This window comes from Enterobacillus tribolii (assembly GCF_003363015.1).
GTDB lineage: Bacteria > Pseudomonadota > Gammaproteobacteria > Enterobacterales > Enterobacteriaceae > Enterobacillus > Enterobacillus tribolii.
In genome coordinates this window covers 716,978-736,514 of record NZ_QRAP01000001.1, presented here as the reverse complement: position 1 = coordinate 736,514, position 19,537 = coordinate 716,978, and the positions used below count along the sequence as shown (strand labels likewise).

The 19,537-nt window shown below is 56.5% G+C and carries 17 protein-coding genes and 1 pseudogene; 12 read left to right on the top strand and 6 right to left on the bottom strand.

Translation table 11 applies throughout. From position 1 onward, the window contains the following. Positions 1-240 precede the first annotated feature (240 nt). Positions 241-1,770, top strand: a complete 1,530-nt coding sequence (pntA, locus tag C8D90_RS03210) for a Re/Si-specific NAD(P)(+) transhydrogenase subunit alpha (protein ID WP_115456949.1) — start codon at positions 241-243, stop codon at positions 1,768-1,770. A gap of 10 nt (positions 1,771-1,780) precedes the next feature. After that, positions 1,781-3,172, top strand: a complete 1,392-nt coding sequence (gene pntB / locus C8D90_RS03205; RefSeq protein ID WP_115456948.1) for a Re/Si-specific NAD(P)(+) transhydrogenase subunit beta — start codon at positions 1,781-1,783, stop codon at positions 3,170-3,172. 88 nt (positions 3,173-3,260) lie between these two features. Here the strand turns inward: pntB and uspE are convergent, their stop codons facing one another. From uspE to C8D90_RS03190, 3 genes are all read right to left on the bottom strand, one after another. Continuing rightward, the gene (gene uspE / locus C8D90_RS03200) at positions 3,261-4,223 is read right to left on the bottom strand and encodes a universal stress protein UspE (RefSeq protein WP_115456947.1); all 963 of its coding nucleotides are present in this window, start codon (positions 4,221-4,223) and stop codon (positions 3,261-3,263) included. Positions 4,224-4,423: 200 nt separating this feature from the next. Further along, the gene (locus tag C8D90_RS03195; RefSeq protein ID WP_115456946.1) at positions 4,424-5,179 is read right to left on the bottom strand and encodes an FNR family transcription factor; all 756 of its coding nucleotides are present in this window, start codon (positions 5,177-5,179) and stop codon (positions 4,424-4,426) included. 400 nt (positions 5,180-5,579) lie between these two features. Beyond that, a complete protein-coding gene (locus C8D90_RS03190; protein WP_115457256.1) occupies positions 5,580-5,984 on the bottom strand; it encodes a YgiW/YdeI family stress tolerance OB fold protein in 405 nt (134 codons plus the stop codon). A gap of 229 nt (positions 5,985-6,213) precedes the next feature. Here C8D90_RS03190 and qseB point away from each other — a divergent pair, with 229 nt between their 5' ends. Further along, on the top strand, positions 6,214-6,876 hold the full coding sequence (gene qseB, locus C8D90_RS03185) for a quorum sensing response regulator transcription factor QseB (protein ID WP_115456945.1): 663 nt from the start codon (positions 6,214-6,216) through the stop codon (positions 6,874-6,876). Then, positions 6,873-8,219 carry a quorum sensing histidine kinase QseC gene (gene qseC / locus C8D90_RS03180; protein WP_115456944.1) on the top strand — a complete coding sequence of 449 codons (1,347 nt, stop codon included), beginning with the start codon at positions 6,873-6,875 and terminating at the stop codon, positions 8,217-8,219. Before qseB ends, qseC begins: the two co-directional genes overlap by 4 nt. Here the strand turns inward: qseC and C8D90_RS03175 are convergent. Next, positions 8,216-9,145: a LysR family transcriptional regulator gene (locus C8D90_RS03175; RefSeq protein ID WP_115456943.1), complete on the bottom strand. Its 930-nt coding sequence runs from the start codon at positions 9,143-9,145 to the stop codon at positions 8,216-8,218. The two genes, qseC and C8D90_RS03175, sit on opposite strands and share 4 nt — an antisense overlap. 159 nt (positions 9,146-9,304) lie before the next feature. Between C8D90_RS03175 and mhbT the strand changes: the two genes are divergently transcribed. The 6 genes from mhbT to C8D90_RS03145 all read left to right on the top strand — a co-directional run bounded on the left by mhbT (position 9,305) and on the right by C8D90_RS03145 (position 15,000). Then, entirely contained in the window at positions 9,305-10,675 is a 1,371-nt protein-coding gene (mhbT, locus tag C8D90_RS03170; RefSeq protein WP_115456942.1) for a 3-hydroxybenzoate transporter MhbT, read from the top strand. Positions 10,676-10,695: 20 nt separating this feature from the next. Further along, a complete protein-coding gene (gene gtdA / locus C8D90_RS03165) occupies positions 10,696-11,733 on the top strand; it encodes a gentisate 1,2-dioxygenase (protein ID WP_115456941.1) in 1,038 nt (345 codons plus the stop codon). Between the two features lie 44 nt (positions 11,734-11,777). Beyond that, positions 11,778-12,479 (top strand): fumarylacetoacetate hydrolase family protein, encoded by a 702-nt coding sequence (locus C8D90_RS03160; protein ID WP_115456940.1) that lies wholly within the window; start codon positions 11,778-11,780, stop codon positions 12,477-12,479. Positions 12,480-12,504: 25 nt separating this feature from the next. Continuing rightward, positions 12,505-13,149 (top strand): maleylacetoacetate isomerase, encoded by a 645-nt coding sequence (maiA, locus tag C8D90_RS03155; RefSeq protein WP_115456939.1) that lies wholly within the window; start codon positions 12,505-12,507, stop codon positions 13,147-13,149. A gap of 51 nt (positions 13,150-13,200) precedes the next feature. Then, entirely contained in the window at positions 13,201-14,394 is a 1,194-nt protein-coding gene (locus C8D90_RS03150; protein WP_115456938.1) for a 3-hydroxybenzoate 6-monooxygenase, read from the top strand. 153 nt (positions 14,395-14,547) lie between these two features. Beyond that, a complete protein-coding gene (locus C8D90_RS03145; RefSeq protein ID WP_115456937.1) occupies positions 14,548-15,000 on the top strand; it encodes a hypothetical protein in 453 nt (150 codons plus the stop codon). A 41-nt stretch (positions 15,001-15,041) separates the two neighbouring features. Here C8D90_RS03145 and C8D90_RS03140 read toward each other — a convergent pair whose 3' ends face one another. Next, positions 15,042-15,950, bottom strand: a complete 909-nt coding sequence (locus C8D90_RS03140) for a DMT family transporter (RefSeq protein WP_115456936.1) — start codon at positions 15,948-15,950, stop codon at positions 15,042-15,044. Between the two features lie 179 nt (positions 15,951-16,129). Between C8D90_RS03140 and C8D90_RS03135 the strand changes: the two genes are divergently transcribed. Next, positions 16,130-16,999, top strand: coding sequence for a helix-turn-helix domain-containing protein (locus C8D90_RS03135; protein WP_115456935.1), 870 nt, complete (start codon positions 16,130-16,132; stop codon positions 16,997-16,999). Positions 17,000-17,050: 51 nt separating this feature from the next. On the opposite strand, the pseudogene C8D90_RS22205 reads toward C8D90_RS03135, so the two are convergent. Further along, positions 17,051-17,239, bottom strand: a pseudogene (locus C8D90_RS22205) (type II toxin-antitoxin system RelE/ParE family toxin); the annotation flags it as partial. 238 nt (positions 17,240-17,477) lie between these two features. Between C8D90_RS22205 and C8D90_RS03125 the strand changes: the two are divergent. Further along, positions 17,478-19,439: a peptidase U32 family protein gene (locus C8D90_RS03125; RefSeq protein ID WP_115456934.1), complete on the top strand. Its 1,962-nt coding sequence runs from the start codon at positions 17,478-17,480 to the stop codon at positions 19,437-19,439. Positions 19,440-19,537: the final 98 nt, after the last annotated feature.

Sequence of the window (19,537 nt, the reverse complement as noted above, 5' to 3'; positions counted from 1 at the left end):
CGGCGATGTTGATGAGTGGATCATAAGTCTCATTTTCAGTAGTTTATAGAAAGCTATGCCCGGCGTGTTTCAAGCTACCGCCCGTTTAGGGTGGCAGCCTGAAAGACAAAGGGTCTATTTGGCTAAAATAACGCCTCCGGTGGTGGTTAGCCGGAGGCCGGTGGTTGTCACCGGTCGGAGTCGGGAGCGGTGAAGCCATCATCACAGACATCTCATCACAGACAGATGAAAGGGAATACTATGCGTATTGGTGTACCAAGAGAGCGGTCAGCCAATGAAGCCCGCGTGGCGGCAACGCCCAAAACGGTGGAGCAGTTGCTGAAACTGGGCTTCACCGTCGCGATTGAAAGCGGTGCGGGAAAGCTGGCAAGTTTTGATGATAACGCATTCCGCGAAGCGGGAGCGGAGGTTGTCGGTTACGAAGATGTTTGGCAGTCGGACATCGTCCTGAAGGTTAATGCGCCTGAGGATGAAGAGATTGCCCTGATGAAAGCGGGGAGCACGTTAATCAGTTTCATCTGGCCAGCGCAAAATCAGGATTTGTTGAAAAGACTGTCTGACGCCGGCGTTACCGCCATGGCGATGGACTCCGTTCCGCGTATTTCACGCGCGCAGTCGATGGACGCGCTCAGCTCTATGGCTAACATCGGCGGTTATCGCGCCATTGTGGAAGCCGCGCATGAGTTCGGCCGTTTCTTTACCGGGCAGATTACCGCGGCGGGTAAAGTACCGCCAGCCAAGGTGATGGTTATCGGCGCCGGGGTTGCCGGATTGGCGGCAATCGGCGCTGCCGGCAGCCTGGGGGCGATCGTACGCGCTTTTGATACGCGCCCGGAGGTTAAAGAACAGGTCAAGAGCATGGGGGCGGAGTTCCTTGAGCTGGACTTTGAAGAAGAAGCGGGCAGCGGCGACGGTTATGCCAAAGTGATGTCCGAAGCCTTCATCAAGGCCGAGATGGCGCTGTTCGCCGAACAGGCCAAAGACGTGGATATTATCGTCACGACCGCGCTCATTCCCGGGAAACCCGCACCGAAGCTGATCACCAAAGAGATGGTGGATTCCATGAAACCGGGCAGCGTGATCGTCGATCTCGCTGCGCAAACCGGCGGTAACTGTGAGTACACCGAAGCGGATAAGGTGGTCAACACCGCCAACGGCGTGAAAATCATCGGCTATACCGATCTGCCCAGCCGTTTGCCGACGCAGTCTTCCCAGCTTTACGCCACCAACCTTCTGAACCTGCTGAAGTTGCTGTGTAAAGAGAAAGACGGCACGCTTGACGTCAATTTCGAAGACGATGTCATTCGCGGCGTCACCGTCGTTAAAGCCGGTGAAATTACCTGGCCGGCTCCGCCGATCAAAGTTTCTGCCGCGCCTCAGGCCGCGAAAGCCCCTGAGCCGGTAGCAAAAGCGCCGGAAAAACCGGCGTCTCCGGTGAAAAAATACGTACTGCTGGCATTGGCGATTATCCTGTTCGGCTGGCTGGCCAACGTCGCGCCGAAAGAGTTCCTTTCCCACTTCACTGTATTTGCCCTGGCCTGCGTGGTGGGATACTACGTGGTCTGGAACGTTAGCCATGCGCTGCATACGCCATTGATGTCGGTCACCAACGCCATTTCGGGAATTATCGTGGTCGGTGCGCTGCTGCAGATTGGGCAGGGCGGCTGGATCACGTTCTTTGCCTTTATCGCGGTGCTGATCGCCAGCATCAACATATTCGGCGGATTCACCGTTACTCAGCGCATGCTGAAGATGTTCCGGAAAAATTAAGGGGTAACATATGTCTGGAGGATTAGTTACAGCTGCATACATTGTTGCCGCTATTCTGTTTATTTTCAGTTTGGCCGGATTGTCCAAACACGAAACGTCCAAGCAGGGCAACATTTTCGGCGTCGTCGGGATGGCGATCGCGCTGATCGCCACTATCCTGGGGCCGGATTCCAGCAACGTTGGCTGGATCATCGTCGCGATGGTGATTGGCGGCGCGATCGGCGTTTATCTGGCGAAGAAGGTAGAAATGACCGAAATGCCGGAGCTGGTCGCCATTCTGCACAGCTTCGTCGGCCTGGCCGCCGTGCTGGTCGGCTTCAACAGCTTTATCGGGCATGACGCGGGAAGCATGCCGCAGGTGATGGAAAACATTCACCTGACGGAAGTTTTCCTCGGCATCTTTATCGGTGCGGTAACCTTCACCGGCTCTATCGTGGCATTCGGTAAACTGCGCGGCATTATTTCGTCCAAGCCGCTGATGCTGCCGCATCGCCATAAGATGAACCTGGCGGCGATGGTGGTGTCCTTCCTGCTGATGGTTTGGTTTGTGAAAACCGACAGTATCGGCGTGGAAGTCTTCACCCTGTTGCTGATGACCATCATCGCGCTGGCTTTCGGCTGGCACCTGGTGGCGTCCATCGGCGGTGCGGATATGCCGGTCGTGGTATCTATGCTGAACTCCTATTCTGGTTGGGCGGCGGCGGCGGCGGGCTTTATGCTCAGCAACGACCTGCTGATCGTGACCGGTGCGCTGGTCGGTTCTTCTGGTGCCATTCTGTCTTACATCATGTGTAAAGCCATGAACCGTTCATTCATCAGCGTTATTGCCGGTGGTTTCGGTACTGACGGCTCTTCGACCGGCGACGATCAGGAGATGGGCGAATACCGTGAAGCGAGTGCGGAAGACGTGGCGGAACTGCTGAAAAACTCCACCTCCGTCATCATCACGCCGGGCTACGGCATGGCGGTGGCGCAGGCGCAGTATCCGGTGCATGACATCACGGCGAAACTGCGCGCGCGCGGCATCAACGTGCGCTTCGGGATTCACCCGGTGGCGGGGCGCCTGCCCGGTCATATGAACGTGTTGCTGGCGGAGGCCAAAGTGCCTTACGACATCGTGCTGGAGATGGATGAAATCAACGAAGATTTCCCGGAAACCGATACGGTGCTGGTGATTGGCGCCAACGATACGGTCAACCCGGCGGCGCTGGAAGATCCGCGCAGCCCGATTGCGGGAATGCCGGTGCTGGAAGTATGGAAAGCGCAGAACGTTATCGTATTCAAGCGTTCGATGAATACCGGTTATGCCGGCGTGCAGAACCCGCTGTTCTTTAAAGAAAATACCCAGATGCTGTTTGGCGATGCCAAAGACAGCGTTGAGGCGATTTTGCGGGCGCTGTGATGCGTCAGAGAAAAGAGAAGGCCGCATAATGCGGCCTTTTTTCTATTCAGCGGATGGTGTTCAGCGGATGGTGTTCACTGATAACGATTTATTCATCGTCATGTTCGTCGTCATCATCGGCAATTTCGACCGGGCAATTAAACCCGTCAGGTTTGATGGCCAATAAATCACACTTCAGATGATCAATCACATGCTCTGCCGTATTACCGATAAAGGCGGCGGAGATACCGGTACGCCCCAGCGTGCCGAGCACCACCACACCGGCGTTTAAATGCTCGGCGACATCCGGTAATACCTCTTCAGGCAACCCTTTTTCGACGTGAGTCACCTCTTCCCGCAGGCCAAATTTTTGCCGCAGGGCCTTCATCGCCAACAAGTGTTGGCCGCGAATCGCATCGTTATAGACGCTGGGATCGAAGTCGGGCAGATCGATGGCGATATTGATCGGCGTTACCGGGTACGCGCCCACCAAATGGACGGCGGTTTGGTCGACGTGTTCGGCCAGTTCCAGTGTCTCTTTTACTAATTTTTCATTCAGCGGATCGTGATAAGGCTCTTCGGAGGAGAGGTTGACCGCCACCAGCGCCACGCCGTCAACCGGCCAGGGCTGATCTTTCACCATCCAGACCGGGCAGGGGCATTTACGCAGCAAGTGCCAGTCGGTAGGGGTAAAGATAACCGACTCCAGACGATCGTGCTGATGCGCCATCTTCAGCAACAAATCATAGCCGCCGCTGACCACTTCCTGGATGATGGCTTCAAACGGGCGGTTATGCCACACCACCTTGATGTCGATGGGGATACCCTCTGCCAGGTAAAAACGGCACTGCTCCTGAATCCAGGCGGTACGCTGGCTGATAACGCCCTGACGCATTGAGTGGCGTTCGTCCGGCGACAACAGCGTGGTCATCTCGTAGGAAAGATCGTAAATCGATAAGAAAGCCGTAATATGGCCGCCGTTGCGCTTAACCAGATAGACCGCACGGCGCAGCGCCGGTTGATCGTCCTGATTGGGGTCAATCGCCACCAGCAGGTTTTGATACTTTACCATTGGACCTCCTCATTGCGGCTGCATAAACAGTCATACCGGCAGTGTCATAATGCAGAAACGACGCAGACATTGTCATCGTGGTCTGCTCCTAAAGAGTAAACCATCGGGAAAGAAGAGGATAGGAGAAAGAAGGGAACCGGATCAACTATTATAGAAATAAATGATCCGGTTTATTATTAAATTCAGCTTATTAGAACGGCTTACTCAACCTGATTGCGCGGGGTGCCGGCCAGCTGCGCCAGCGAGTCAACGTCCTGAATGGTGATGTATTTCCCTTTGACGCTGAGGATATCGCTTTTCTGGAAACGACCGAGCAAGCGGCTGATGGTTTCCACCGTCAGGCCGAGATAGTTACCGATATCGCCGCGCGTCATCGTCAGGCGGAACTCGCGCGGAGAGAAGCCGCGCTGGGCGAAACGGCGCGACAGATTATAGATGAAGGCCGCCAGGCGTTCTTCGGCGTTTTTCTTCGACAACAGCAGGATCATATCCTGATCGCCTTTAATCTCTCCGCTCATCAAACGCATCATTTGTTGGCGCAGACTGGGCATCTTGCCGGAAAGATCGTCAAGGGTTTCGAACGGAATTTCGCACACCATGGACGTTTCCAGCGCCTGTGCAAAGCTGGGGTGCTGCTGGTTGCCGATGGCGTCAAAGCCCACCAGGTCGCCGGCCAGGTGGAAAGCCGTGATCTGCTCATCGCCTTGCTCAGTGATGGTGTAGCTTTTAATGGTTCCGGAGCGGATGGCATACAACGATTTAAGCTCATCACCCGCCTTGAACAATGCCTGCCCTTTTTGAATGGGTTTCTTGCGCTCAATGATATTATCGAGCTGGTCCAACTCATGCTCATTCAGTGTGAAAGGGATGCATAACTGGCTGATGCTGCAATCCTGACAGTGGATCGCACAACCACCAGACTGTATACGGCGGATAACGCGTTTTTCCGGAATCATAAACTCTTGCCCAGGCCAATATTGATATCGGTCAATTTTAACATCTTTTTCTGAAAGTGATAAGTCCCATACTCTGTCAGGGTGAGAATATGCGAATTGAAACACACTAATCCCCCGAAATTGATGGGAATTAATGAAAAATAGCAAAGAGAAAATTTAAATTTCAAATTTATCTTTGATAAACAATATATTGGATTTGTCTGATCAGGAGGGATTGCGCTGCTTGAAATCTGAGGAATCAGATTAAGGGAAATCCCCCGTTTTTTATCCTGCGTCACCAAGAGTTAATACAACATAATATTTACATATGTGGTGTGAATTTAATGGTTTAATAACAATGGCGGGTAAAATATTTCCCATGCAAAAACAGGAGAAGTGAAGTACTTCTCCTGCCCGGGGGTTAATTAATCTTATTCACCTGTTTTACGTCTATTTCCGTGGAGTTCCAGTCTTTATCCACTTTACCGCGGATCTCAATGGTGTCCTGCGGGGTAATGGTTTGGCCGTTCCAGCGTTTACGATCAATTTCAACGTTAATGGTGCCGGACTTATCGCGGAATATGTAGGTGTCTTCGCTGATACGGCGCTCAATATTCCCGCGCAGAATCACCCAGGCGTCGTCATTGAGCGATTTTGCATTTTCCACCGTCGTCAGGCTGCTGCCCGGTCCCTCGAATCCTCCCCGGGGAGCGCTCTGCGTGGTTTGCGTCGTCGTTGCATTCGGATCAACAAAACCACCGTTTTGTGCCAGCGCCGGGGCGCCGATCAGTGCGGCGGCCAAAACCATAATCGTCATCTTTTTCATTTTCTTTTCTCTCATCTGTTGAATGGCTCATTAGCGTAAGCCAGAAAAGTAACCGGTCATCTGCAACAGATTAAAGCAGACAGTTATTAACGAAATCTTAAGGGAAAACGTGAAATAGCCGTTTTGTGCAAAATTATGATCGGGAAGGGGAAATAGCGGATTGGTGCTGTACAAGCGCTTTTGCCCCGTCTTACATTACAGGCGGGATGAAGCGATAAGGTAGCAGCAAATGCGCATTTTACTGATAGAAGACGACGCCCTGATCGGCGACGGCATTAAAGCCGGACTGATTAAACTGGGGTTCAGCGTAGACTGGTTCACCGAGGGAAAAACCGGACTACAGGCGCTGGATGCCGCACCTTATGACGCCGTGGTGCTGGATCTCAGCCTGCCGGGCCTGGACGGACTGGATATTCTGCGGGAGTGGCGTAAACGGGGGCATCAGGAGCCCGTGCTGATCCTGACGGCCCGCGATGCGCTGGAGCAGCGGGTTTCCGGTTTGCAGCAGGGGGCGGATGACTATTTGTGCAAGCCGTTCGCGCTGGCGGAGGTTGCCGCACGCCTGCAGGCGCTGATTCGCCGCAGTCACGGTCAGGTAACGCCGGCCCTGCGTCATGGCGATGTCTGCTTTGATCCGGCTTCGCGCAGCGTTACCTTACGTAAACAGCCTTTGATACTGAAACCCAGGGAGCTGGCGCTGCTTGAGCTGTTTTTGCTGAATGCCGGCCGGGTGCTGCCGCGCGCCCTGATTGAAGAAAAACTCTATAACTGGGACGAGGAGGTCAGCAGTAACGCGGTTGAAGTTCACATTCACCACCTGCGCCGTAAGCTGGGTAACAGCTTCATCCGTACGGTACACGGCGTGGGTTATATCCTGGGAGACGGCGCATGATACGTTCCAGTCTCCGCGCCCGCCTGATCGTCTCATTCGGCCTGCTGGCATTGCTGACCTGGTGCGTCGCCAGCGTTCTGGCCTGGGATCAGACACGCAGCCACATCAATGAACTGTTCGACACCCAGCAGATGGTGTTCGCCAAACGCCTTTCCGTTATCGATCCCGGCCATTTACGCGGTGAAGGCCAACTGCGTGAAACCAAAAAGACGGTGCGTAAGTTCCGGGGTGAACAGGATGACGATGCGCTGGCCTTCGCCATCTTTACCCGCAACGGCGATATGGTGCTTAACGACGGCGACAACGGCCGCGATTTCATCTTTAACTATCAGCATGATGGCTTTGTCGACGCCCTGATTGATGACAGTAATGATCCCTGGCGTATTGTCTGGCTGGCGTCGGCGGACGGCGAGCATGTGATCGCCGTCGGGCAGGAGTGGGAATACCGTGATGACATGGCGTTTGCTATCGTGAGCACTCAGCTTTTGCCATGGTTGATTGCTCTGCCAATCCTGTTGGTGCTGATGATCGTGCTGATCGGACGGGCGCTGTCGCCGCTGCGCCGTATTGCCGGACGGCTGCAGGCGCGCAGGCCTGATGAGACTGAAACCCTGGAAACGGACAATTTGCCGAGCGAAGTGCTGCCGTTGCTGAATGCGCTTAACGGACTTTTCATCCGCACCGGCGCAATGCTGGAACGGGAGCGGCGCTTCACCTCGGATGCGGCCCATGAACTGCGCAGCCCCCTGGCGGCGCTGAAAGTGCAGGCTGAAGTGGTTCAACTGTCCGGGGATGACGAGCACGTCCGCCTTCATGCGCTGAAAAACCTGACCATCGGTATTGACCGCGCCAGTCGGGTCGTCGATCAACTGTTGGTTCTGTCGCGACTGGATAACCGGTTGGCGCTGGACGATGCTGAAACCGTGCAGTGGGATGCCTTACTGCAAAGCACTATCGCCGATATCTACCCCTATGCCGCACAGGCCGGGGTGGAAATTGCCCTGAAACGGGAAGGGGAACCGGCACCGCTGCGGGGAAATTCCGTCTTATTAAGCGTCATGATCCGCAATTTACTGGATAACGCTATCCGCTACGGCCAGGCAGGCGGCAAAACGGACGTCGTGCTGACTGTCCGGGGATTCCGTGTGGAAGACGATGGCCCCGGCGTTGACGCCGAGGCGCTGGCACGGATCGGGGAGCGGTTTTATCGCCCGCCAGGTCAGGAGAAAACCGGCAGCGGACTGGGATTATCCATCGTACAGCGTATCGCGGATCTGCACGGGCTGCAGGTTACCTTCGGCAACCGGCCGCAGGGCGGTTTTCGCGCCGAGGTAAATGGTTAAGCGGGGGATTCGTCGCCGGCAGAGGTGGTGTGCAGATGGATTAAAAAGCGCTGCAACACGCCGGAGGGCGTTTCATTTTTACGCCAGAAAACGCCTACGCTGCCTTTTTGTTCAATACGGGGCAGCGGTAAAATCGCCAGTTGCCCTTGTTCCTCGTAGCGCTGCGCCAGCCGTAAAGAGAGGATCGACACCATCTCGCTGGCCTGTACCATATTAAGGGTGACACTCATCGATGAGGATTCGAGGTAATTCTCCGGCAGCATGACGCCGTGCTCGACCAGCGCATTATCGATGCTGACCCGGATCGGCGTGCCGGTCGGCCAGACGATCCAACGGTAATCCAGCAAGTCCTGCCAGGTGATGCTTTTCTTGCACGCCAGCGGATGTTCGCGGTTGCTGACGAAGCAAACCGGTTCGGTATACAGCACCCGGTAGTTCAGCGGCAGCTCCAGCGCCCGCCCGCCGACGCGGCCGACCACCACGTCCAGCTTGGCGGACAGCAGGCTTTGCAGCAGGGGCGTCATCACGTTTTCCACCACCTGTAACCGCAGCGTCGGGTAGTCGGCGGTCAGCGGCAGCAGCGCCTGTGCGACGCAGTCGGTCGCTACCGGCGAACAGCCAACCAGCAGGCTTCCCTGCGCGCCTTGTTTAAACTGCTCGATGTCTGCGCGCGAGCGTTCCAGATCGTTCAGGATACGCCGGGCATGTTCCAGCATCAGCCGCCCGCCTGCTGAAGGGCGCAGCCCTTTACTGTGGCGTTCAAACAACGTCAGTCCGATATCGTCTTCCAGCGCGGCAAGCCATTTCGACAGCGCCGGCTGGGTGATGTTCATCATACCGGCCACCTGCGACAGATTCCCCTGTTCGCCGATGCATATCAGCAGCCTTAAATGCTGCACCTTCAGTTTTTGCGTCCAGTCGCTCACTGATATAACCCCCAGGTTATAGGTCGGGCCGAAATACCATTATCTTTTCACACCATCAGAATACATAGTACTTCTCATCACATTGAATACACATTTTCGCAACGCAACTCACAAAACAATCACAAATAAATCCTCAACCTACAATTGCGAGGCCAAAAGATGAACCAACCCCGTAGCATGACAATTCAGGAGGTCATTGATGCTGCGCCCGTATCCGCCTTTCAGTGGCGGGTGCTGGTCTGTTGCTTTCTGGTCGTTACCCTGGACGGATTTGACACCGCAGCCATCGGCTTTATCGCACCGGCAATACGCCATCAATGGCAACTGGATGCAGCGCATCTGGCGCCGCTGTTCGGCGCCGGCTTATTCGGCCTGACCCTCGGGGCGCTGATGTTCGGCCCGCTGGCCGACCGCTTCGGGCGTAAAAACATCATGTGGCTGAGCGTGGCGTTTTTCGGCCTGATGAGCGTACTTTCCGCCTTCGCGCAGGACATGAGCATGCTGACGCTGCTGCGTTTCCTGACCGGGCTGGGGCTGGGCGGCGCAATGCCCAACGCCATTACGCTGACGTCGGAATTCGTTCCCGCCCGCCGGCGCGCCGGGTTGGTAACCCTGATGTTTTGCGGCTTCACGCTGGGGTCCGCCTTGGGCGGCGTGGTCAGCGCCCAGTGGGTGCCGGTGATCGGCTGGGAGGGCATCCTGATTCTGGGCGGCGTGCTGCCGATAGCATTGAGCGTGGTGCTGCTGTGGATATTGCCGGAGTCGCCGCGCTACCGTGTGCTGAGCGGCAAACAGCCGGAAAAAATTGGCGAAGTGCTGCACAGAATTACCGGGAAAGACTATACCGGCGTGCAGTTTCATCTGGATGAGAAAGAAGCGAAGGGCAATAACGGAAAAAGCGCCGTCACCACGCTGTTCGCAGAAGGCGTTTTTCCGGTCACGCTGCTGCTGTGGTGTGTTTTCTTCATGAGTCTGCTGATCATCTATTCACTGTCGAGCTGGCTGCCAACCATGCTCAACAGCGGCGGTATCGATCTTCAGCATGCCGCCTGGGTGACCGCCTCTTTCCAGATCGGGGGCACCGCCGGCGCGCTGCTGCTCGGTCAGTTGATGGACCGCTTCAATCCTTACTGGACGCTGGCCATCAGCTATGCCTTTGGCGCCGTCTGCATTGTTTTAATCAGCGTCAGTGAAGGCTCGTTGTGGGCCATGTCGCTGGCGGTATTTGGCACCGGCATCGGCATCAGCGGATCGCAGGTCGGGCTGAATGCGCTGGCCGCCTCCCTGTACCCCACGCGCTGCCGGGCGACCGGCGTAAGTTGGTCGAACGCCATGGGCCGCTGCGGCGCCATCGTCGGGTCGCTGAGCGGGGGAATGATGCTGGCATGGAATATCTCCTTTAGCGCGATGTTCCTGGTGATCTCCCTGCCAGCCGTAACGGCTGCCGTGGCCCTGATCGGGCTGTGGATATACGGACGACGTACGCAGTTCGCGGTTTCCGCCACCCGCGTGTCCGCACTGAGCAAATAACACCGAAGAAGGAGTCTGATATGTACGAAATTCATGCTACCGCGCCAAGCCGCCGGGAAAGCTTTTATCAGGAAATCGCCACGCTGAATTTGTCTCCGTTGTGGGAATCCCTGCATCAACTGGTGCCGCCGTCGCCGCATACGCCGGCAGTGCCCGCCTTATGGAACTACCAGCAGGTGCGCCCGTTCCTGATGAAAAGCGGCGAGCTGATCGGCGCTAAAGAAGCGGTGCGCCGGGTGTTGGTGCTGGAGAACCCGTCGCTGCGCGGTCAGGCGTCGATTACCTCCTCATTGTATGCCGGCCTGCAATTAATCATGCCGGGCGAAGTGGCGCCGAGCCACCGCCATACCCAGTCGGCCCTGCGTTTTATCGTAGAAGGACAGGGCGCCTTCACCGCCGTGGACGGCGAACGCACCATGATGCATCCGGGCGACTTCATCCTGACGCCGCAGTGGCGCTGGCACGATCACGGCAACCCCGGCAACGAGCCGGTGGTATGGCTCGATGGCCTGGATCTGCCGCTGGTTAACTATCTTGGCTGCGCCTTCGCGGAAAATTACCCGGAAGATCAACAGCCGGTTACCCGTCCGATGGGCGATTACCTGCCGCGCTATGCCGCCAACATGCTGCCGGTGCGCTATCAATCCGGCAATTCGTCGCCGATTTTCAACTATCGCTACGACCGCAGCCGCGAGGCGCTGGAGCAGCTCAGCCGTAACGGCGATCCCGACGAATGCGAAGGCTTCAAGCTGCGTTACGTCAACCCGGCCAACGGTGGCCACCCGATGCCGACCATGGCGACGTTCATGCAACTGTTGCCGCGCGGGTTAACCACGCAGCCGATCCGCGCTACCGACAGCACTATCTATCATGTGGTGGAAGGGGAAGGCCGGGTCACGATAGGTAAAGAACAGTTCACCTTCGCGCCGAAGGACATTTTCGTCGTGCCGTCATGGCAGCCGCTCAGCATTGAGAGCCTCGCCGACACCGTACTGTTCAGTTTTTCCGACCGTCCGGTGCAGGAAGCGCTGGGATTGTTCCGCGAAATGCGCGGTTGATACGCCATTCATATTTACGTTGATGATTTTTTAAGGAGTTCGCTATGAGTCAGTACGTTTTTTCTCCCGCCCCACAGGTTGCCGTACCGGTTGTTGGCAGCGATGCGCTGTTCCCGGTTCGCCGTGTTTATTGTGTCGGTCGTAACTACGCGGCGCACGCCCGTGAGATGGGGTTCGATCCGGATCGTGAGCCGCCGTTCTTCTTCTGCAAACCGGGCGATGCGGTTGTACCGGTGAAAGAAGGGGAAACGCTGACGCTGGATTACCCGGCGCAAACCGACAACTACCACTACGAAATCGAACTGGTGGCGGCGATTGGCAAAGGCGGCAAGGACATTCCGGTCGAGAACGCACTGGAGCACGTTTACGGCTACGCCACCGGGCTGGACATGACGCGCCGCGATCGTCAGATGGAAATGCGCAAAATGGGGCGGCCGTGGGAAATCGGTAAAGCTTTCGACCGCTCCGCGCCCATCGGGCCGATTTATCCGGCGGCGACCTGTAACAACGTTGAACAGGCCGGGATCTGGCTGCAGGTCAACGGTGAAGACCATCAGCGTAGTGGCGTGAATTTCCTTATCTGGTCGGTGGCGGAAACCATCAGCTACCTTTCCGCGTTTTTCGAGCTGCAGCCGGGCGACCTGATCTACACCGGAACACCGGAAGGTGTTGGCCCGGTGGTGAAAGGCGACACCATCACCTGCGGCGTTGAAGGGTTATCGGATCTGACTGTCGTTATCCGCTGAAACGGTACGGGATAAGGATGAAATGATGAAGTTATTCACCTTTTTCAACAGCTCGGCGTCGTACCGCGTGCGCATTGTCCTGGCGCTGAAGGGCATTGACTACGACGCCCTGGGGGTCAACATCCGCAACGGCGAGCAATTCCGTGAGGACTATCTGCGCCGGAACCCGATGGCGGTAGTGCCCACGCTGATCACCGATAACGGGCAGGATATCGGCCAGTCGCTGGCGATAATCGACTATCTGGATCGCCGTTATCCCGCGCCTTTACTGGTGCCGGATGACGAGCGGCAGCGGGCGCAGGTGCTGGAGATCGCGCTGGCGATCGCCTGTGATATTCATCCGGTGAACAACATGCGCGTTCTGCGCTACCTGAGCGATGAGCTGAAGGTATCCGACGCGGAGAAAAAACGCTGGTACGCCCACTGGATCGAGCAGGGGCTGAGCGCGGTAGAACGTCTGCTGGAGCAGGCGGACTCCGGCGACTACTGCGTCGGCGGGCGTGTAACCCTGGCGGATTGTTGCCTGATTCCGCAATGGGCCAACGCCAAACGTATGGGATGTGAGCTGTCCGCATACCCGCGCTGTCAGCGGGTTTATCAACATTGCACCGGACTACCGGCATTTATTGCCGCGGCGCCGGAACATCAGGCAGACGTGATCCCCGTGTAAAGCGGGGTTCCGGGGAAAGTTACCGGGGAAAATTGCTGAAGGAGAACAATTATGAGCAAAACGCAAAGTGCCATCGTTGTCGGTGGCGGTATTGGCGGCGCGGCAACGGCGCTGTCTCTGGCCCGTGCGGGCATTAATGTGATGTTACTGGAACAGGCCCATGAAATCGGCGAGATCGGCGCGGGCATTCAGCTGGGGCCGAATGCGTTTTCCGCGCTGGACAGCCTGGGCGTAGGGCAGGTGGCGCGCGAACGTGCGGTGCATACCGATCATATTTCCATGATGGATGCGATTGACGCCCACGAAGTGGTGCGCATCGAGACCGGGCAAGCGTTCCGCGATCACTTCGGCGGGCCTTACGCGGTTATCCATCGCGTCGATATTCATGACACCGTTTGGCAGGCCGCGCTGAAAAACCCGCGCGTCAGTTATAAAACGTCGACGAAAGTGGTTGATATCCGGGTGAATGACGACAACGTCGAGGTTTTTGACGAGGAAGGCAATCGCTATGAAGCGGATATTCTGGTCGGCTGCGACGGCGGTAAATCAGTGGTGCGGGCTTCCACGCTGGGCGACAAACCGCGGGTGACCGGGCACGTGGTTTACCGCGCGGTTATCGACAGCGAAAACATGCCGGAAGATCTGCGCATCAATGCGCCGGTGCTGTGGGCCGGCCCGCGTTGTCACCTGGTGCATTACCCGCTGCGCGGCGGGAGCCAGTATAACCTGGTGGTTACGTTCCACAGCCGCAAAGAGGAAGAGTGGGGCGTGACAGACGGCAGTAAGGAAGAGGTGCTCTCTTACTTCGAAGGCATTCACCCGCGTCCGCGTCAGATGCTGGACAAACCCACCTCATGGCGGCGCTGGGCCACGGCGGATCGCGAGCCGGTCGCATCCTGGGGGCACGGCAGGGTAACGCTGCTGGGCGATGCCGCGCATCCGGTCGCGCAATATATGGCGCAGGGTGCCTGTATGGCGCTGGAAGATGCGGTCACGCTCGGCGAAGCCATTAAAGCCTGCGACGGCGATGCGGTGAAAGGCTTCCGGCTGTATGAGTCCGTTCGTATTCCGCGCACGGCACGTATCGTGTGGTCAACGCGCGAGATGGGGCGGCTTTACCATGCCGAAGGCGTGGAGCGTCAGGTGCGTAATTTGCTCTGGCAGGGCAAAACCCAGCAGGAATACTACCGCGCATTAGAGTGGCTGTATGGCTGGAAAGAGGAAAATTGCCTGAAACCGCGCTGATTTCACGGCAAAACACGACAAATTGGTTCACGTTTATGACGTGAACCAATAATTTGCCTTAAAGCGAAAATTCCCGGCGGCCGTTTTATTTACTTTGATCGTCGCTTCACCTAACGTTTACAGCAGATAAACGGCAGATTCCAGGGGATATCTATGAATAAGAAAAGTGTGTTGCTGATGGCGGCGATGGCGGTCAGTACATCGGCGTCCGCCGCCGCTTTCGGTTATAAGGACATGATCGGCAAATGGCGGGTGACGGGCGTTCAGTTGGCTAACGACGGGGCCATTCAGGCACTGGTTGAGAACGATCCCCTTTATATGGGCGCTGAGCTGCAATTCAGCGCGGACGGCATTGTCTGGCTCAAAGGCGGCGGCGACAGCCCGGGCGAGCATCTTCAGGACAACTGCTATTCCCGTCCGCATCTGACGCCGGCAGACGATAACGATCCCGATGCCGGTTACCGTGTGGCGGGCGGGTTCAACGTCATCTGCGGCGACACCGTCTGGGGGCCGGGATCGGGGGCGGTGATCAAACCCGGCAATACGCAAACTGTTCAGCTCTATTGGTACGATAACGGCGTACTTACCCTGACCAAAACGTCCTGATCCAAAAATTCCCGTCCGGCGTACAGGCCGGGCGGAAAAGGCTACCGCCCTAAAATTCGTTTCAACCCCGCTTTCTTCATTTCTCCCGGCCGGGCGAACATCACCAGATTGCCTGTCAGGATCAGCATCAGGCCGATCACCGCGTTGATCCGCCATTCGTAGCCCTCGTAAACCGTCGATAAAGCCAGCGCAACCAGCGGGAACAGCAGGGTGCTGTAAGCGGCCTGTCCGGCGCCGATTCTGCCGACCAGGCTGAAGTAGGCCGTAAAAGCGATCACCGAACCGAATATCGCCAGATACAGCAGCGAACCGACATACTGTGCCGATCCTATCAGCGTGAATGTCTCCTGACGCCACAGCGCCACGCCGCCCATCAGCACGGCGCCGTAGCACATGGCGTAAGCATTGGTGGAAAGCACGTCCAGCCCGCGTTTCTGATGGCGCGCACTGATCATATTGCCCAGCGAAAAGCAGTAGGTGCCCAGCGCACTCAGCCCGATTCCTGTCAGCAACTCAGGGGAAATGCGCGCAGCGGTTAAATCGTGCCAGAACAGCGCTACGATGCCGGTCATGCCGAGAATGCCGGCCGGCAACAGGTTAGCGCCGGGCTTTTGGCGGAAAAACACCATGCCGTTCAGGGCATTAAACAGTACCGCCATTGAGAAAATCACCGACTCCAGCCCGGTGCTGATATAGGCGGCAGCCTGGTAAAAGCAGAGAAAGTTAAGCCCGAACACGCAGCCGCCCTGCAACAGGCAAAACAGATGATCGCGCGGCGTCAGGCGGCGTAACCGCCCGGTCAGCAGCAGTAACGTCATCATCACACCGCCGGCGATTAAAAAACGGTAAAAGACGGAAACCGGCACCGCGACAACCCCCTGCTGCATGGCGATCGCCAACCAGGTCGTTCCCCAGATAACCACAACGGAAAGGTACAACAACGCATTCATGACGCTACCCCTGTGAAGTTTGAAAGAGGGAGTATGAAGCAAAACGAAAAAGGCGGCTTTCAACGGCTTGCCGGTGGTTGCATAATCTTGCGCTTTTTTTGAAGGCTGCCCGTCGGCGGCTGGAATGCCGTGCGTGGAGACAGTAAACTGAAAAAAACAGCGATCCCGGAGCCAACGGAATGCCCAGCTACGACGCATTTGAGAACCTGAGGCAACAATTCAAAGCCACACTGCACGACAGCGTGTGGTTGGGATCAGGTATTCAGCTCGCAGCCTGGTCGAATAAACACGATCGCGTGACGCTGCAAAGCAATCACCATACGCTCAGCCTGTATGTTGCCGACGGTTACGAGTGTTACCAAAAAACCCCGCGCGGCTGGCGTAACGGCGGCGGCCCGGATCACTTCTGCCTGATGCCGAAAGACAGCCTGTATTCCTGGGATATCCGTGACGATCTGTCGTTCGTGCACCTCTATTGCACGGACGAACACTTGCGCCATCTGGCGGAACAGATTTGGGATCGCAGCCCGGCCTCGATTCAGATTGATGAGCACATATTCGGCCGTGATGAACACATTACCCTGCTGTACAGGCAGTTTTTGCTTAACTGCCGCTGGCAGGATACCAGCAATCACCTGCAACTGAGCAGCGCCACGATGTTGCTGATGACCCACTTGGTGCGCAACTACACCCAGCTGCAATGGCAGCCGCCTCCGGTACGTGGCGGTCTGGCGCCTTCGGTGCTGAAACGTATCCGGGAATATATCGACGCTAATCTGTCACGGCCTTTACTGCTGGCCGATCTGGCGGCGCAGGCCGGGCTCAGCGAATATCATTTCGCCAGGATGTTCAAGCAGAGCACGCAATTTGCGCCTCATCAGTACGTGCTGCATCAGCGGTTGGAACACGCCGAGCGACTGCTGCGCTGCAGCGCGCTTTCCTTACAGGATATCGCCCTGGAATGCGGGTTCAGCTCTGCCAGCCACTTCAGTAACCGGTTTCGGTTGTTCTATGGCCAGTCTCCGTCTTCGCTGCGCGAGAATCGCTGAGTTGGGGGGGAGATGGGAATAAAAAACCCCGCCGTAATGGCGGGGTTTTGGTCAGGCTTCAATCAAACGCTTGAATAACAACTGCTGGATGTCCTGTCGTTGCGACAAAATTACGTGGACAGTTACCGTGTCAGCGGATACTGAGTAGAACACCCGGTATCCGTTGGCAGTGTTGCACTCACGATAACGATCAACACCAATTTTTACCAACTCCGGCGAGACCGGACATCCCAGAGGGAACATTTGGTCTTATCGCAACTGAACAGAAAACCACTGTCCGCGTTAAACCCACCAAACCAGACTCTATGTTAATTAGTTGATTTATATGGAATGAGGGCGCCACGCGTGTTGTCTTCCGCCTGACCAAAAATCATTAACACACTGATTTTAAAAGGATGACAAATAAAGAGGTTATTAAAATACGGCATTTATGACTACAATATGCCGCGTTTTTTCCTTATCCCGTTGACGGTATCCCATGCTTTTATCCAACCAGATCGAACTGCTCAGCCCCGCCCGTGACGCCGAGATTGCGCGCGAAGCCATTTTGCACGGGGCTGATGCGGTCTACATCGGCGGCCCCGGCTTCGGCGCCCGCCATAACGCAGGCAACAGCCTGAGTGATATCGCCGCGCTGGTCGAATTTGCCCGCCGTTACCGGGCCAAAGTATTCGTTACCCTCAACACCATTTTGCACGACAATGAACTTGAGCCGGCCCGCCGTTTGATTCATCAGCTGTATGACGCCGGCGTTGATGCGCTGATCGTGCAGGACATGGGCATTCTGGAACTCGACATTCCGCCGTTTGAACTGCATGCCAGTACCCAAACGGATATCCGCAGCGTGGAAAAGGCGCGCTTTTTGTCCGATGTCGGTTTCTCTCAGTTGGTGCTGGCGCGTGAGCTGAATCTCGCGCAAATCCGCGAAATCAGCGATAACGTCGATGCGGCGGTTGAGTTTTTCATTCATGGCGCGTTGTGCGTGGCGTTCTCCGGGCAATGCTATATTTCCCATGCCCAAACCGGCCGCAGCGCCAACCGCGGCGACTGTTCGCAGGCCTGCCGGTTGCCGTATACCCTGAAGGACGATCAGGGGCGGGTAGTGGCCTATGAAAAACACTTGCTGTCGATGAAGGATAACGATCAAAGCCGCAACCTGACGGCGCTGATTGATGCCGGCGTGCGTTCGTTCAAAATCGAAGGGCGCTATAAAGACATGAGTTACGTGAAGAACATCACCGCGTATTACCGTCAGCACCTGGACGCCATCCTCAACGAACGCGCCGATCTGATGCCGGCTTCGTCGGGCCGCACCGAACATTTCTTTATTCCGTCGCCGGACAAAACGTTTCACCGCGGCAGCACTGACTACTTCGTCAACCAGCGTCAGATCGATATCGGCGCTTTTGACTCCCCCAAGTTCGTTGGCCTGCCTGTCGGGGAAGTGCTGAAGGTCGGTAGTGATTATCTGGATGTTGACGCGGCCGAGCCGTTGACCAACGGCGACGGGCTGAATGTGCTTATCAAGCGCGAAATCGTTGGCTTCCGCGCCAATAAAGCGGAAAAAATCGCCGAACGCCGCTACCGTATCTGGCCCAACGAAATGCCGGCAGAGCTGCACAAGCTGCGTCCGCATCATCCGCTCAACCGCAACATGGACCACAACTGGCAGCAGGCGCTGATGAAAACCTCTGCCGAGCGCCGTATTGCCGTTGACGTCCTGCTGACGCAAAGCGATGAGGGATTAACGCTGACGATGATCAGCGAAGAGGGCATCAGCGCCAGCCGTACGCTGACCGGAACTTTCGACGTTGCCAATCAGCCGGAAAAAGCCTTGAGCACGCTGCGCGACGGCATCAGTAAACTGGGGCAGACGCTCTACTATCCGCGCGATGTTCACGTTGAACTGGCGCAGGCCTGTTTCGTGCCCAACAGCCAAATCAATCAGCTGCGCCGTGACGTAACGGCGGCATTAGACGACGCGCGCCTGGCTGTGCAGGAGCGCGGCAGCCGCAAAGCGGTTTCCGTACCGCCGCCGGTCTATCCTGATACGCACCTGACGTTTCTGGCAAACGTGTATAACCAAAAAGCGCGTGAGTTTTATCACCGTTACGGTGTCACGTTAATTGACGCCGCTTACGAAGCGCACGAGGAAAAGGGCGATGTTCCGGTGATGATTACCAAACACTGCCTGCGTTTCGCCTTCAACCTGTGCCCCAAGCAGGCCAAAGGTGTTCAGGGCGTGAAGGGGCGCGCTACGCCGATGCAACTGGTGCATCAGGATGAGGTGTTGACGCTGAAATTTGACTGCAAGCCCTGTGAAATGCACGTTATCGGCAAAATTAAGAACCATATTCTGAAGATGCCGCTGCCGGGCAGCGTGGTCGGGGCGATATCGGTAGACGACCTGATGGCGACGCTGCCGGGAAAGCGCAAATAAAGAACGGATAAAACGCCGGGCCATATGGCCCGGCGTTTTGCATTTCATCCCGCGCTTTTTTCCTGTGCTTTTGACGCGACGCCGGGAATCACGGCAAT

Coding starts and splice junctions, on each gene's coding strand:
- pntB (WP_115456948.1), top strand. CDS start 1,781: ATGTCTGGAGGATTAGTTACAGCTGCATACATTGTTGCCGCTATTCTG.
- C8D90_RS03195 (WP_115456946.1), bottom strand. CDS start 5,179: ATGATTCCGGAAAAACGCGTTATCCGCCGTATACAGTCTGGTGGTTGT.
- mhbT (WP_115456942.1), top strand. CDS start 9,305: ATGAACCAACCCCGTAGCATGACAATTCAGGAGGTCATTGATGCTGCG.
- C8D90_RS03190 (WP_115457256.1), bottom strand. CDS start 5,984: ATGAAAAAGATGACGATTATGGTTTTGGCCGCCGCACTGATCGGCGCC.
- C8D90_RS03145 (WP_115456937.1), top strand. CDS start 14,548: ATGAATAAGAAAAGTGTGTTGCTGATGGCGGCGATGGCGGTCAGTACA.
- qseC (WP_115456944.1), top strand. CDS start 6,873: ATGATACGTTCCAGTCTCCGCGCCCGCCTGATCGTCTCATTCGGCCTG.
- C8D90_RS03160 (WP_115456940.1), top strand. CDS start 11,778: ATGAGTCAGTACGTTTTTTCTCCCGCCCCACAGGTTGCCGTACCGGTT.
- C8D90_RS03125 (WP_115456934.1), top strand. CDS start 17,478: ATGCTTTTATCCAACCAGATCGAACTGCTCAGCCCCGCCCGTGACGCC.
- C8D90_RS03150 (WP_115456938.1), top strand. CDS start 13,201: ATGAGCAAAACGCAAAGTGCCATCGTTGTCGGTGGCGGTATTGGCGGC.
- maiA (WP_115456939.1), top strand. CDS start 12,505: ATGAAGTTATTCACCTTTTTCAACAGCTCGGCGTCGTACCGCGTGCGC.
- uspE (WP_115456947.1), bottom strand. CDS start 4,223: ATGGTAAAGTATCAAAACCTGCTGGTGGCGATTGACCCCAATCAGGAC.
- pntA (WP_115456949.1), top strand. CDS start 241: ATGCGTATTGGTGTACCAAGAGAGCGGTCAGCCAATGAAGCCCGCGTG.
- gtdA (WP_115456941.1), top strand. CDS start 10,696: ATGTACGAAATTCATGCTACCGCGCCAAGCCGCCGGGAAAGCTTTTAT.
- C8D90_RS03135 (WP_115456935.1), top strand. CDS start 16,130: ATGCCCAGCTACGACGCATTTGAGAACCTGAGGCAACAATTCAAAGCC.
- qseB (WP_115456945.1), top strand. CDS start 6,214: ATGCGCATTTTACTGATAGAAGACGACGCCCTGATCGGCGACGGCATT.
- C8D90_RS03140 (WP_115456936.1), bottom strand. CDS start 15,950: ATGAATGCGTTGTTGTACCTTTCCGTTGTGGTTATCTGGGGAACGACC.